The sequence below is a fragment of the Succinispira mobilis DSM 6222 genome (assembly GCF_000384135.1).
GTDB classification, from domain to species: domain Bacteria; phylum Bacillota; class Negativicutes; order Acidaminococcales; family Succinispiraceae; genus Succinispira; species Succinispira mobilis.
Genome location: NZ_KB913028.1, coordinates 1,991,298 through 2,006,448, shown reverse-complemented (window position 1 = coordinate 2,006,448; position 15,151 = coordinate 1,991,298). Strand labels below are relative to the sequence as shown.

The window sequence follows — 15,151 nt, the reverse complement described above, 5'->3', positions numbered from 1 at the left end:
TCTCCAATTTTATTCTATATTTTGTATTTGTTCTCTTATTTTTTCGATTTCACTTTTCATATCTACCGCAACGGTAGTAATGGCAAAATCATTCGCTTTAGAAGCGATAGTATTTACTTCGCGATTTAACTCTTGCACTAAAAAATCCAATTTACGTCCAGCTGGTTGCTGGCTTTGAATAGTTTTAATAAATTGTTCGAAATGACTTTTCAAACGCACAATTTCCTCAGTAATGCTAGCTTTATCAGCAAAAATAGCGATTTCTTGTGCTAAACGTTCTGGATCTAGAACATTATTGTGTTCTTTTAAAAGTTCGTTAATGCGCTCCGTGATTCGTTTTTGTGCTTCTACTGGAACTAAAGGGGCACGTTGTTCTATTTTGGTTAATAGATTTCGCAAGAGATTTATGCGATTTAATAAATCTTGATAAATATTGTTGCCTTCCGCTTTACGCATCATAATTAGATTTGTAATAGCAATATTCAGCGCTTGTTCTAGTTTAGACCAAAGTTCTTCGGCATCTAGTGGTTGCTCTTTTTGCGTAACAACATCAGGTGCTTTTAGAACATAAAGTAATTCTTGGCTTTCATTTGAATTACAACAAGTTAAAAAAGAAATTTCGCGAAATGCTTTTTGATAAGCTAAAGCTAGCTGTTTATCTACCTGAACATTAGACTTATCAGCGGTGTAGTCTTCCATGCTAATAAAAACGTCTAGACGACCACGGCTTATTTTATTTAAAATTCCCCGTCTAATCTTATCTTCTAAGACGTTGAGCATGCGTGGCATACGAACAACTACATCATTATAGCGATGATTCACAGCTTTAACTTCTATCGTAAAAGAATGTTTATCATCACGGAAGTCCCCGCGACCAAAACCAGTCATGCTTTTTAACAAATTTATAAACCTCCTTTTTTAGAAAAAACTCCTACAATTTAAATTATTAATATTATTTAGCTATTGATCATAATATAATATATAATAATGTTATATTATAACATAAAAAATGGCTAAAGAAAGGGATTTTATATGAATTTAGATGGATTAAGTTTATCTTTTTTAAAAGAAGAGCTATATGAACGTTTAATAAATGCGAGAATTGATAAGATATATCAAATTGATCATAGTACGGTATGTATATATCTATATGTTAAAAATGAAAAACAGTATTTAGTAATTAGCACTAGTTTGCCAATCATGTATTTTGTGCAAAATGCACCACAACATTTAGAAACTCCCACTAGCTTTTGTATGGTTTTGAGAAAACACTTAGAAGGTGCGAGAATTACAGATGTGCGACAGTATGAATTAGATAGAATAATTAATATACAAGTAGATACAATTGGTTTTGCAAATCAACTAGAGAGTAAAAATCTCTATGTTGAATTGACTGGGAAAAATAGTAACATAATTTTATTAAAAGACAATATTATTATTCAGGCTTTGAAAAATGTTGCTTTAAAAAACAATTCGTTTCGTCAAATTCAGCCTAATCGTGAATATGTTTTACCACCGCAAAAACACACACCCTATAGTTTAGTTAAAAATAATAGTGCAGATTTTATCACTGCGGGTAAAAGCGACACGGTAGCTGTTGTGTTGCATAAATTTTTGTTGGCTAATTTTGCTGGAATAGGCACTGTGATTAGTAGGGAAATAGTTTGGCGCTGTGGGTTCCCAGATAATATTGCTACTACTGAATTAACTGAAAAAGATTGGCAAGAGTTGGGAAAAAATATTGTGGAAATTAAAGCAGAAATTAATTTGCGCAAGGGTTATTATTGCTATACCAAAGCTGGGCGCTTTGTAGCCTTTGCCCCATTTAGATTGTTTAGTCAGCAAGCAAATACGCAAGAACAAGTTTTTCCTTCAGTTTTAGCGGCAATAAATTATTTATTGCAGTTAACCCCAGCAGCAGTCCCAGAAAAAATATTTTTAGAAAAATTATTAAAAAATGAAATCGACAAACAAGAAAGAAAAAAAATAGCCTTAGAAGGGGAAAAAGCTATAGCTGAAAATGCCGAACAATATAAAATTTGGGCAGATAACCTGATGGCTTATTTGTATATTATCGAACCTAAGAGCAATAAATATCAAGGTTTAGATATCTACAGCAATCAGCCAATTACAATTGTTTTAGAAGCACGTCTATCGCCTCTAGAAAATGCCAATGCTTATTATAAAAAATATAATAAGGCCAAACGGGCCAATGTTGTGCTGCTAGAACAAATCCAACAAACTAGTGAACAAATTTTTTATTTACAAAGTTTGGAAATAGCCTTAGATAACGTCTCTAGTAATGAGGAAATTCAAGAGCTAAAAATAGAATTAGAAGTCTTAGGCTTATTCAAAGCAGCAAAAAAAACCAAAAATAAAATTAAAAAAACCCTCTCAAGTCCTTGGAAATTTCGAGTTGATGCAGATACTTTAATTTACGTCGGGAAAAATAACCAACAAAATGATCAACTTACTTTTAAAATTGCTAAAACTAACGATTTGTGGTTTCATGTACAAAAACAGCCAGGTTCACATGTCGTAATTAAGAAAACTAGTGGTCAGCCAGCAGCAACTGAAATTCAACTGGCGGCGGAGTTAGCCCTTTATTTTAGTAAAGGGAAAAATTCTAGCAATGTGCCAGTGGATTATACGCAACGCAAAAATGTTTGGAAAGCTAATGGGGCAAAACCTGGGTTAGTTTACTATGATAAGCAAAGCACGCTATATCTCACGCTAGATGTTGCTAAAATTGAAGAATTTATAAAAACAAATAAAACGAACGATTAAAGAATAAGTGAAAATAAAGTTCGAAAAAATATTGATTTATACCAAGGCATTTGTTAAAATATCCTTGAAGTTACAATAAGCAACTAGAAAAAGTGTAAACTTTATAACTTTAAAAGAAAATTATCCTTAAAAGTGTAAATAATTTATTGAACGTTCAAAGGAGAGTGTGTGATGAAGGTAGCGATTATCATGGGTAGCGATTCTGATTGGGGTATTTTAAAGGTAGCAGAACAAGAATTAGCTGCTGCTGGCGTAGCAGTGGATGTTTTAGTAGCTTCAGCACATAGAACGCCGAATTTAGTGCATGATTATGTTTTAAAGGCTAGAAGTGAAGGTATAGAAGTTATTATTGCCGCAGCGGGAGCGGCGGCACATTTACCTGGGGTAGTGGCAGCATTTACGACTTTGCCAGTAATTGGGGTGCCGATTAATGCGACTAGCTTAGATGGGATGGATGCTCTACTTAGTATTGCGCAAATGCCCTCAGGAATTCCTGTGGCGACAATGGCGATTGACGGGGCGAAAAATGCAGCTTTATTTGCGATCCAAATTTTGTCAGGGAAATATCCTCAATTAGTAGATTATTTGGCGGCTTATCGCGAAAAAATGCAACAAGAAGTTATTGCTAAAGGGCAAAGATTACAACAGTTAAGAGCTGAAAAATAATTTTCACTGAAAATAAAAATAGATATAAAAAATAAGGGAGTGTTTAATTATGAAAATGGGCGAAATGTTATATGAGGGTAAAGCGAAAAAGATTTTTAAAACGGACAAAGAAAATGAAGTAATTGTATATTATAAAGATGATGCTACAGCTTTTAACGGTTTGAAAAAAGGCACAATTATTAACAAAGGAATTATGAACAATAAAATCACTAATTTCTTTTTTGATTTATTAGGCAAACAAGGCATTCCTCATCATATCATTAAAGAGTTAAGTGATCGGGAGGTATTAGTAAAAAAAGTTCAAATTATCCCAATTGAAGTGGTAACAAGAAATATTGTAGCTGGAAGTTTGTCTAAAAACTTAGGCATTCCTGAAGGGGAGAAACTAGCTAGTACAGTAGTAGAACTTTATTATAAAAACGATGAAGTAGGCGATCCACCAATTAACTACTATCACGCTAAAGCAATGAAATTGGCGACTCAAGAGCAAATTGACACTATGGAAAAATACGCTTTGAAAATCAATGAAATTTTAAGTGCTTACCTAGCTGAACGGGGCATTTTATTAGTAGATTTCAAATTGGAATTTGGTTTATATGAAGGACAAGTTATTTTGGCAGATGAAATAACTCCAGATACCTGCCGTCTATGGGATAGCAAAACAATGGAAAAAATGGATAAAGATCGTTTCCGTAGAGATTTAGGAAATGTTGAAGAAGCATATCAAGAAGTTTTAAAAAGATTAATCGGCTAAAAACTATTGGGGCGAGAAAAGGAGAACATTGTGTTTTTTGATCAAATAACAGATAAACCAAAAGAAGAATGTGGTGTATTCGGCATTTACTCTCATAAGGAAGATGTAGCTTTAACTACTTATTTGGGCCTATTTGCCTTGCAACATCGGGGACAAGAAAGTACCGGTATAGTTGTTAGTGATGGCGTAAACGTGGACATTAAACGGGGCATGGGCTTAGTAACGGAAGTTTTCCGGGATGGGTTACCCGAATTGCCAGGCCATATGGCAATTGGACATGTGCGTTATTCAACTACGGGAGCTAGTTTAGCAATAAATATTCAGCCACTTAAAGTTTGTTATGCAGGTGGAAATTTAAGTTTGTCACATAATGGCAACTTGACTAATGCTAAAAAAATCCGAGAAAAATTGGCTCAAGAAGGGGCAGTGTTCCAAACTAGTGTAGATACAGAAGTTATTATCACGCTAATAGCTCGCTCGCGTGGAGCAACTATCGAAGATAAAATTGCTGAAGCAATGCGGGAATTAACTGGAGCATTTTCCTTGGTTATTATGACTGATGATAAAATGTTTGCGGTGCGTGATAGCTATGGCTATCGTCCTTTATGTATTGGCAAATTGGATACGGGCTATATAATTTCTTCAGAAACCTGTGCATTAGATGCAATTGGGGCAGCTTTTGTTCGCGATGTCTTGCCTGGTGAAGTAGTAGTTATCTCCAGTGATCAGCAAGAATTCACAAGTTACTTCTTTACGCCGCCAAGAGAAAAATTAGCAAGATGCGTATTTGAATATATTTACTTTGCGCGCCCAGACAGTGTAATTGATGGTCAATGTGTATATCAATCACGGGTGGCAATGGGACGACAATTAGCTAAAGAAAATGCCCGTATTCAAGCAGATATCGTGGTGTCAGTACCAGATTCGGGTACGCCTGCGGCTATTGGCTATTCGCTAGAGTCCGGGATTCCCTTTTTAGAAGGTTTGATAAAAAATCGCTATATGGGCAGAACTTTTATTCAACCAGAACAAAAGAAACGGGCTAATAGTGTGCGCATGAAACTAAGTGCCGTAAAATCTTTAGTAGAGGGTAAACGTGTAATTATGGTGGATGACTCCATTGTGCGCGGTACTACTAGCGGGAAAATAGTACGCTTGTTAAAAGATGCTGGCGCTACTGAAGTGCATATGTGTGTAAGTTCACCACCAGTAACCTATCCATGTTTTTATGGAATTGATACATCTGTGCGCAAAGAATTGATTGCGGCAACACATACCGAGCAAGAAATTTGTGAGTACATTGGGGCAGATTCCTTGCATTATATTTCTATGGCCGGGTTGCGCCAAGTTTTTGCGACAAAAAGAGCAGAAAATATGTGTTATGCATGTTTTACAGGAGAATATCCAGAAACTACAGACTGTAACAATAAAAACATTTTTGAATAGGAGGATTTTACGGTGGCGGAAGAGAAGAAAACACAATTAACCTATGCTGATGCTGGGGTAGATATTGATGCTGGCAATCGGGCTGTAGAATTGATGAAAAATAACGTGCGAGCGACTTACCGACCAGAAGTAATGGGTGACCTAGGTGGTTTTGGTGGTTTGTTTGCTTTGAATCATAAAAAATATGAACAACCAGTATTAGTGTCAGGTACAGATGGGGTAGGTACTAAATTGAAGCTAGCCTTTATGATGAATAAACATGATACAATCGGCCAAGACGCTGTAGCTATGTGCGTAAATGATATTTTGGTGCAAGGGGCAGAACCATTGTTTTTCCTGGATTACCTAGCTGTTGATAAAGTACGTTCAGAACAAGTGGCTAACATTGTAGCTGGAGTAGCTAAGGCGTGTAAGGAATCAGGTTGCGCTCTAATTGGGGGCGAAACGGCAGAAATGGCTGGCTTTTATGCAACTGGCGAATATGATATCGCGGGTTTTTGTGTGGGGGTAGTTGATAAGGCCAAAATGATTACGGGTGAGCAGATTAAACCAGGGGATGTAATTTTAGGTTTGCCATCTAGTGGCTTACACTCTAATGGATTTTCCTTGGTGCGAAAAATTTGTTTTGATGTGCAAAAACTAGAGTTAGACGCCGAAATTCCTGAATTTGGCCGTACTTTGGGTTTAGAACTGTTAGAGCCAACACGTTTGTATCCAAGTTTATGTTTACCTCTGATTGAAAAGTTTAATATTAAAGGCATGGTTCATATTACTGGTGGGGGTTTTTATGAAAATATTCCTCGTATTTTACCAGAAAATTGTAGTGCGATAATTGATGCAGGGGCTTGGAAAATGCCAGCTATTTTTGCTAAATTGCAAGAGTGGGGTAATGTGCCTTGGAAGGAAATGTATCGGACTTTTAATATGGGTATTGGGATGATTTTGATTGTAGATGCAGCTGAAGCAGAATTAATTAAAGCAGAACTAGCTAACAAGCAAGAAGCTTGTTTTGAGTTAGGTCAAATAACTAGTGGAGTTAAAGAGGCCATTTTGAAGGGCGGCGTCTTCCATGAGTAGCAAAATTATAGCTGGCGTTTTAGCTAGTGGGCGTGGCAGTAATTTCCAATCGATTTTAGATAAAATTAGTAGTGGCGAATTGTCGTTGCAAATTGGCGTAGTTATTGCCGACAAAGCCGATGCTTATGTTTTGCAAAGAGCGGCTGCGGCAGGTATTCCAGCCGTAGTCATTTTAAGACAAGATTATTCTAGCAAAGAAGCTTTTGAACAGGCGCTTATAGAATGTCTGCAAGCCCATAAGGTGGAGTTGTTAGTATTAGCTGGATTTATGCGAATTTTATCTAGCCAAGTAATTAGAGCTTTCCCAGAAAAAATTATTAATATTCATCCCTCGCTCTTACCTAGCTTTCCTGGCTTGCAGGCGCAAAAGCAGGCAATTGATTATGGAGCTAAGTATTCGGGTTGTACAGTGCATTTTGTAGATGAGGGAATGGATAGTGGCCCGATTATTATGCAAGCAATTGTCGAAGTTGCTGAAGATGATAATGAAGCGAGCTTAGCGGCAAAAATTTTAGAAAAAGAACATGAAATTTTCCCGAGGGTTTTACAACTGTATGTTCAAGGAAAAATTGCAGTTCAAGGCCGTCAAGTAAAGATTCTAAAATAGGAATGGGTGAATTATGAATATTAAACGAGCATTATTAAGTGTTTCTAATAAACAAGGCATTATTGAATTAGCAAGATGTTTGCATGCCGCAGGTGTGGAAATTATTTCTACGGGTGGTACAATGCAGGCTATAAAACAAGCTGGTATTCCTGTAACTTATGTTAGTGAAGTTACAGGTTTTCCAGAAATAATGGACGGACGGGTTAAAACTTTAAATCCTTATGTTCATGGTGGGATTTTGGCAATTCGTGATAACCAAGAGCATGTACAAGCAATGCAAACACATGGCATAAAGCCGATTGATATGGTAGTGGTAAACTTATACCCCTTTAAAGAGACTATTGCCAAACCAGGCGTAACTAAGGCAGAAGCGATAGAGAATATTGATATTGGCGGGCCTGCGATGATTAGAGCGGCGGCTAAAAACTTTAAGGACGTAATGGTTGTAGTTAACCCTGAACGTTATGCGGAAATAATTGAATTAATCAATAGCAAACAAGAAATTAGCTTAAATTTTAGACAAAAATTATCTTTAGAAGCTTATCGCCATACCGGGGAGTACGATCTAGCGATAACTAAATATTTGTTACAAGATTTAACAGCAGAAGAATTTGTGGCAGCCGATAGCTTATTGCTGACTAAAGTTCAAGATTTACGCTATGGGGAAAATCCTCACCAAAAAGCAGCTTTTTATGCAGTGCAAGGGGAAGAATACGGCATTGCCAAAGCGAAACAACTACACGGCAAGGAATTGTCTTTTAACAATATTGTAGATTTGGAAGCAGCCTATCGAATAGTTTGCGAATTTGATAAACCCGCAGTTAGTATAATTAAGCATACGAATCCTTGTGGTACAGCAACAGCAGCACAATTGTGTACGGCTTATCTAAAAGCTTATGCGGCTGATAGCACGTCCGCTTTTGGTGGCATTATTGCTCTAAACCAAATAGTTGACCAAGCTACGGCGCTAGAGATGAGTAAATTGTTTGTAGAAGCTATAATTGCGCCAGCTTATTCGCCCGAAGCCTTAGAAATTTTAACGGCGAAGAAAAATATTCGGCTATTAGAATTGCCTTTACTAGCGTTTACTGGGCAAGAAAAAGATATGAAAAAAGTTACGGGCGGTATTTTAATCCAAGAATTAGATACTTTAGTTGTGAAACGTGAAGATTTGCAAGTGGTAAGTAAACGTCAACCAACAGAAGCGGAATGGGCAGATTTGTTATTTGCCTGGAAAGTAGTAAAACATGTAAAATCCAATGCGATTGTTTTAGCTAAAGCAGAAGTTACTTTAGGTGTAGGCGCAGGACAAATGAATCGAGTTGGTTCAGCTAATATTGCGATTGCTCAAGCAGGAGCAGAAAGCGTAGGCAGTGTTTTGGCCTCCGATGCCTTTTTACCATTTAGAGATACAGTCGATTCAGCCCATCAAGCGGGAATTAGTGCGATAATTCAAACTGGTGGCTCGGTGCGCGACCAAGAAAGTATTGATGCCGCGAATGAACATGGCTTGGCCATGGTGTTTACTAAAGTACGTCATTTTAAACATTAAGCTAGATTAAGTCGGCGGAAAATAAGGGAGGACTTATGCGGATATTAGTTATTGGTAGTGGTGGTCGAGAACATGCGTTGGTTTGGAAACTAGCCCAAAGTGCAAAAGTTAGTAAGATATATGCGGCCCCTGGCAATCCTGGAATTGCGGAGTTAGCAGAGTGTGTGCAACTAGATTTGACTAATTTATCAGCAGTGGCTGATTTTGCTCAACAGCAGGCAATAGATTTGACCGTTGTCGGTCCTGAGGCAACTTTGGTTGCGGGAATTGTGGATGTTTTCCAAGCGCGCGGCTTAAATATTTTTGGACCTAGCAAGCTAGCAGCTCAAATTGAAGGATCTAAAGGCTTTGCCAAAGATTTAATGGCGAAATATAATATTCCCACAGCGGCATTTGGTGTTTTTTATGATGCTGACAGTGCGAAAAAATATATCCAAGAACAAGGGGCACCGATTGTTGTTAAAGCAGATGGACTTGCGGCGGGTAAAGGTGTTATCGTAGCGATGACTGAAGCGGAAGCTTTAGAGGCTATTGATAAAATTATGTTAGATAGTGAGTTTGGTCAAGCGGGTGCGAGTGTGGTTATTGAAGAGTATTTAGCAGGCGAAGAGGCTTCCTTGCTTGCTTTTACCGATGGCAAAACAATTGTGCCGATGGTTGCAGCGCAAGACCATAAGCGGATTTTTGATGCGGATCAAGGGCCAAATACCGGTGGCATGGGTACTTATGCTCCAGCGCCAGTATTAACTCCAGAACTACAACAACTTTGTTTAGATACAGTGCTTGTGCCCACGATTAAAGCAATGGCGGCAGAAGGCTGTCCTTATGTAGGTTGTTTATATGCAGGCTTAATGATTACCAAGCAAGGTATAAAAGTTATTGAATTTAATGCGCGGTTTGGCGATCCAGAAACACAAGTCATTATGCCATTGTTAGCGAGTGATTTGGCCGAAGTTCTATTAGCCTGTGCTCAAGGTCGACTACAGGATGTAGAAGTTAAATGGAATAACCAAGCGGCAGTTTGTGTAGTAATGGCTGCTCAAGGATATCCAGCGGCTGATTATCGCAAAAATGAGCCGATTAGCGGTTTAGAGAGTGTAAAACAATTGGAAAATGCCACGGTATTTCATGCGGGTACGGGGATTAGTGCCGAACAATTAGTGACTACGGGCGGACGAGTGCTCGGTGTGGTTGGTTGTGCGCAAGATTTGCGAGCGGCCAAAGACTTGGCTTATCAGGCTGTAGAAAAAATTAACTTTACAGGCCAACATTATCGAAAAGACATTGCTTGGCGAGCTTTAAAATAAAAGAAACAAATAAATTAGGATATGCTAATTTAGCAGAGTGTTGCTCTAGACATATTAGCGATATTTTAATACAGTTCTATTTGTAAATTTAATATTAGCTTTCGCTCATCACCGGATGAGTGGTAATAAGGCAACCAAGATTAAATCGTAGGTACGGTGTTTCGACACTATAAGATTTAGTCTTGGTTGCTTATTTTGTTTGAAGTGGAAAGGAAGAACTATGGAAATTGAAATGTATGAACAATTACCAGAGGATGCAAAACGCATCCGCATGAAAGTGTTTATGGAAGAACAGGGCTTTGAAAATGAATTTGATGATATTGACAATCTTTCAATACACTTTTTAATATTTGAAAAAGCAATTCCAGTTGCTACTTGTAGATTATATTTTTCTGGCGCAAGGCAAAATTATACCGTAGGAAGAATTGCCGTCTTAAAGGAATTTAGAGGTAAGAATTATGGCGGAGAACTACTTATAGCGGCAGAAAGAGAAGTAATAGAAAGGAAAGGACGTTGTATTGAATTATCAGCTCAAGTCAGAGCAGCTACTTTTTATGTGAAAAATGGCTATGTAGCATCAGATGAAATCCATGATGATGAAGGATGTCCTCATGTATGGATGATGAAACAGTTAAGATAGTATCAATATTAGAGATATATCATGCATCTATTTATTGTGATTTGTTATTTGAGAAATTAGGGTTCGTTTGCAATAAACCTACGAATTATTGAACTTATTTTATTTAGATACAATAGTAGATATTAAGAAAATAGAAGTTTTTTTTCAATACAGATAAATACTATATAGACTGCATATACAAGGCTAATTAATGTAAAAATCCCCCCAATAAGTTAGACCTAAAAATCTAACGATTGGGGGGCAGTTCAAACAACTGGAGGATTTTTTATAAACTGTTTGCAAATTTAAACTGAAAAGTAATTGCAATTACCGCAATAACTGGACAACTGCTTGCGGAGTTTGATTGGCTTGAGCAAGCATTGCTTGGGCGACTTGGTTAAGGACATTATTTTTCTGGAAAACATGCATTTCTTTGGCCATGTCTAGATCGCGAATGCGAGATTCAGAGCTACTTAGATTTTCAGCAGCTGTACCGAGATTGCTAATAGTGTGTTCTAAGCGATTTTGCACTGCGCCGAGGACACTACGTTGACGCGATACTTTTATAATTGCGTTGTTGGTTACTTCAATTGCGGCTTGGGCAGTAAATTTATTAGTTAGGTTAAGGTTAGTAATGCCTAAAGTGTTGGTATCGACCCCGGCTATTCCGATATTTAGAAATTGACCGCTGTTAGCACCGATTTGGCTAAGAAAAGGCGCTTCTAATTTCAAGTCCGCTGCTTCGGCTTTACTAAAGACAAAACTTATAGTCTCGCCCACTTGCATATCGCGAAAAGCTAGGGGTAAGGTTGCGCCAGCTCCTTCTAGCCCAAGAACATGTTTACTTAAATCTAGCTGACCGCTGTCTGAAAAATCTAGCGGCGTTTGCTGACCTAAGTTATTGATGAGAATAAACTCATTGTCCATGGCTTTGTTTAACGCAATTTCTAATTGTTGCTTTACGGGTGCTTTGGCTAAAATATTATTAGCGCTATCTAAGGCGGTGTTGTCACTATTTAGCAGTGCTTGTTTTAAAACGTTAATTAATTCCGAACGATTGCTGGTTGCCGGAATGATATTATCAATTGTTTGTTCGGTTTTGGCTAAAGCCAAAGACAAGGTCCGTTGAGCTATTGCCGGGGTATTATAGATAGTATCAGTAGTATTAACCGTACCCCAATCGTCTTGTAATAACAACGGCAAAATATTTTCTTTTAGTTGTGGGTCGGCGATAGTTTTGTTGGCTAATTCGGTGGCTTGGAAAATTTGATTGTTGCGCATTGTCTCTAGGATAAGATCTACAGTTTTGTTATTGCTAGCTTGGGCAAATTTTTCGGAGTTTGCTAGTAGCAATTTTTCTAAATTAGCGTCAAAACGGAATTGTTTGGACATGGTTGTGATTTGTGTTTCGATAGCACTGAGAACCGCATCTTGATATCTGGAATTGTAACGGATTGCGGCAATATCAGGAACAATACTGGTGCTTGGATCAGTGGTGATTTCTGCAGCGATGCGTACGAGACTTTCCAAACCGCCAGAGGCGATTCCGGCTTGAATAGAACTATTACGCATGTCGGTTGTGAGGGCTGCTTGAAAACCAGAATCTGTTTTAACAAACAAATCATCAATCACGGTGCCCCCTGAAGTTTTAAGTTCATCACCATCTGTTTGGATAAGGACGCGTGTGGCTTGGGCAACATTTTCACTGACACCGTTGGCTTTGGTTACGAGATAAGCCTCGTTTTGGAGTTCGGCTGTTAAGGCATCTTGATAGACTGTTTTATCTATTACGTTGGTAAAAATAGCTAAGTTATCCGGAGGAATAGTGGTATTTAAAATTGTATTATAGACAATAGTAGACAAAGTTCCAGAAAGACCGTTAGCCAAAGCTGTGGTCTGCGCAATTTGTCGCATTTCAGTGTTTACAGCACCCTTGTAAGCATTGGTTGCCGCAACTGTTGCGGGAGCGTTAATTGTACTGCTGGCATCTACGATTAAGGGAGTAATAGCATTGGCAAAGGTGGTTGTTGCGCCAACACCAAGTGCAGCGGTGTTGGTTTTATTGCGAACATAGCTTACTAATTCATTGATGTAGGTAGGATTGGTGGTAATGTCAGATGTAACTGTAACTCCTGTGATAGAAGCGTTGGCGATTGCAGTGCGCAAGCTCGCAGGTAAGCTAGGATCGGTTGCGGCTAAGGCGTTGGCGCGCCCTACAGTTTGAACAGCATTGGCAAAAGCTGCATTTGACTGTACTCCAGCTAAAGTATTGGCGGTAAAACCCGTGCTGATAACATTGGCAGCGGCAGTGCGGATGCTAAGGTCACTAGTTGTCATAGCAGCCGCAGCCGCAGTTTTGCTAGCCGTGGTTACATTGTTTATCAAAGTAGCATTAAGTTTTATGGTAGCAGCAGAATTAATAGTAGCGCTAGCTGTTACAGTTAAATTACTGATGTTACTAGCTATGGTAGCATTGTTGCCAGCAGCAGTAGCGGCAGTTAAAGCCTCAGTTCGCAAAAGTGGAGTGAGGGCAGTTGTAAAAGCAGCACTACTTATTACTGTAGGTGCTGTGTTTAGAGTGCCATCGGCATTTACGCCTGCGCTTAATACCGCACTTAGCAAGGCGGGGTCGGTAATGCTAGCACTAGCATTTTGATTAAGCGCATAATCTACAGCGACTTTTAAGTGATTATTAACCGCGGCAACAACCGCTACTTCGCTAGTTGGTTGATCGGCAGCATCGGCTAAGGTGGTGATGTTAGGGTCATTTAGAATCGCATCGATTGCTGCATTACCAAAATCTGCTCGTAAAGGATTGAGGGCTGTTGGCAAGTCAGCTTTTGTGGTAAGTCCGTCAAGATAAGTTGCGTCACGTACCGCTAAAAGATTAGTTCGGCTGGTGTCAGTTGCAGTTAAGGCATTGCTTGTAGCGGTCTCTAAAGTGTTTTTTTCATTAGTGCTGGCAGTTATCGCATTGTTTATTCCGTTATTAGCAACATCTATTATGCCTTGGGCGGCCGTAATACCGAGATTTACATCTGCAAAAGCATTATTAGCTACAGTAGTTGCTGCGGTTATAGCATTATTAGCACTAGTTACTACAAATGCTTTTTCGGTGGTGGCTGTAGTGTGTGCGGTAGTTAAAATGTTCGGTGCTGTAACTGTTGCAAAATTATTAGCGGCTGTTACGGCGCTTTGTACAGCGGTATTAGCCAGAGTCTGCGAAGCATTATTGGCTAGAATTGCTTTTTCGACAGCGTTATAAGCAATTGCTTTAGTTTGAACAGCGGCGTCGCGAATTGCTTGGAGTTGGTTATCATCTAATTTAGTTCGATTAATAGCTAGAGCAGTTTCTTGAATACTAGGTTTAGTTAATTGGAGTTTAGTTGTTAAACTAACTACATCATCAATTTGAGTTTTAGTATCGCTGAAAATTTTCTGACCGGTATTTAAAGCGTTACCTAAGGAATTTACAATTTCTTGCTCTAAACCATTATTATCAACACGAGCCACCATAAAAGCACCATCAACAGCAACTGTTTTAGCAGCTTCTTGTAGAGCCATTTTGGTTGTTGCTGGAATAGTTAGTGCTGAATTGTTACTAATACGAATTTGTCCATCTATTTTTTCTTGAGAACCTTTGGCGGATCCATCCAAGAGTTTCTTTGTGTTAAACTCAGTAGTATTGGCGATACGATCTACTTCGGAAACTAGTTGTTCAACTTCCGCTTGGATACCTTGTCGATCATCACTAGTGTTAGTATCGTTAGCCGCTTGAACAGATAACTCGCGAATGCGTTGCAAAAGGTCATGCGTTTGCCCTAGAGCGCCTTCAGCGGTTTGGATTAGCGAAATACTATCTTGAGCATTACGAGCTGATTGAGTTAAACCGCGTACTTGAGCTCGCATTTTTTCGGAAATTGCTAAACCTGCAGCATCATCGCCAGCACGATTAATTCGCAATCCTGAAGATAGTTTTTCAAGATTTTTACTAGAATTTTTGCTACTAATACTCAAAAGGCGGTTGGTATTTTTAGCAGAAATATTATTATTGATTATCATGAGTACTACTCCTTACAGATAGTGTCGTTAAAAACTATCTAAGTTAATTTCATGGTAGTCGTACGAGAAATAGCTAAACTTTAATTGGGCGTATATTTTAAGCTGTGTTTATTTGCAAATGAAAGTAATTTATGTTTCGAAATTCAATAACACTAAATGACGAAAGTATCTAGAAAAATAATATTTATAATAACATATCGTATGATTTTATAAAATCTTTAATGTTTTTTATTGTTTTAAGTTGCTAATTAGAGAAAATAAATTAAGTAAATGG

The 15,151-nt window shown here is 38.2% G+C and carries 11 protein-coding genes and 1 pseudogene; 9 read left to right on the top strand and 3 right to left on the bottom strand.

Annotated elements, in window-relative coordinates; translation table 11 throughout:
* Positions 1-9: 9 nt before the first annotated feature.
* Complete coding sequence (locus SUCMO_RS0109585) at positions 10-900, bottom strand: YicC/YloC family endoribonuclease (protein ID WP_019880495.1); 891 nt, start codon at positions 898-900, stop codon at positions 10-12.
* A gap of 132 nt (positions 901-1,032) precedes the next feature.
* Between SUCMO_RS0109585 and SUCMO_RS0109580 the strand changes: the two genes are divergently transcribed.
* The 9 genes from SUCMO_RS0109580 (at position 1,033) to SUCMO_RS0109540 (ending at position 10,836) form a co-directional block, all read left to right on the top strand.
* Positions 1,033-2,787: an Rqc2 family fibronectin-binding protein gene (locus SUCMO_RS0109580; protein ID WP_019880493.1), complete on the top strand. Its 1,755-nt coding sequence runs from the start codon at positions 1,033-1,035 to the stop codon at positions 2,785-2,787.
* A gap of 171 nt (positions 2,788-2,958) precedes the next feature.
* Positions 2,959-3,453, top strand: a complete 495-nt coding sequence (gene purE / locus SUCMO_RS0109575) for a 5-(carboxyamino)imidazole ribonucleotide mutase (RefSeq protein ID WP_019880492.1) — start codon at positions 2,959-2,961, stop codon at positions 3,451-3,453.
* 49 nt (positions 3,454-3,502) lie between these two features.
* Positions 3,503-4,207 (top strand): phosphoribosylaminoimidazolesuccinocarboxamide synthase, encoded by a 705-nt coding sequence (gene purC, locus SUCMO_RS0109570; RefSeq protein WP_019880491.1) that lies wholly within the window; start codon positions 3,503-3,505, stop codon positions 4,205-4,207.
* Positions 4,208-4,237: 30 nt separating this feature from the next.
* On the top strand, positions 4,238-5,653 hold the full coding sequence (purF, locus tag SUCMO_RS0109565) for an amidophosphoribosyltransferase (protein ID WP_019880490.1): 1,416 nt from the start codon (positions 4,238-4,240) through the stop codon (positions 5,651-5,653).
* A gap of 12 nt (positions 5,654-5,665) precedes the next feature.
* Positions 5,666-6,730 (top strand): phosphoribosylformylglycinamidine cyclo-ligase, encoded by a 1,065-nt coding sequence (gene purM / locus SUCMO_RS0109560; protein ID WP_019880489.1) that lies wholly within the window; start codon positions 5,666-5,668, stop codon positions 6,728-6,730.
* Positions 6,723-7,337 carry a phosphoribosylglycinamide formyltransferase gene (purN, locus tag SUCMO_RS0109555; RefSeq protein WP_019880488.1) on the top strand — a complete coding sequence of 205 codons (615 nt, stop codon included), beginning with the start codon at positions 6,723-6,725 and terminating at the stop codon, positions 7,335-7,337. The genes purM and purN overlap by 8 nt, the downstream gene beginning before the upstream one ends.
* Positions 7,338-7,350: 13 nt before the next feature.
* Positions 7,351-8,889 carry a bifunctional phosphoribosylaminoimidazolecarboxamide formyltransferase/IMP cyclohydrolase gene (gene purH / locus SUCMO_RS0109550; protein ID WP_019880487.1) on the top strand — a complete coding sequence of 513 codons (1,539 nt, stop codon included), beginning with the start codon at positions 7,351-7,353 and terminating at the stop codon, positions 8,887-8,889.
* A 35-nt stretch (positions 8,890-8,924) separates the two neighbouring features.
* Positions 8,925-10,196, top strand: coding sequence for a phosphoribosylamine--glycine ligase (gene purD, locus SUCMO_RS0109545; protein ID WP_019880486.1), 1,272 nt, complete (start codon positions 8,925-8,927; stop codon positions 10,194-10,196).
* 220 nt (positions 10,197-10,416) lie between these two features.
* On the top strand, positions 10,417-10,836 hold the full coding sequence (locus SUCMO_RS0109540; RefSeq protein WP_019880485.1) for a GNAT family N-acetyltransferase: 420 nt from the start codon (positions 10,417-10,419) through the stop codon (positions 10,834-10,836).
* Positions 10,837-11,142: 306 nt separating this feature from the next.
* On the opposite strand, the gene SUCMO_RS11795 is transcribed toward SUCMO_RS0109540, so the two are convergent.
* Entirely contained in the window at positions 11,143-11,601 is a 459-nt protein-coding gene (locus SUCMO_RS11795) for a flagellin (protein ID WP_245539367.1), read from the bottom strand.
* A 2,849-nt stretch (positions 11,602-14,450) separates the two neighbouring features.
* Positions 14,451-14,877 (bottom strand): annotated as a pseudogene (locus SUCMO_RS11780) (flagellin N-terminal helical domain-containing protein); the annotation flags it as partial.
* Positions 14,878-15,151: the final 274 nt, after the last annotated feature.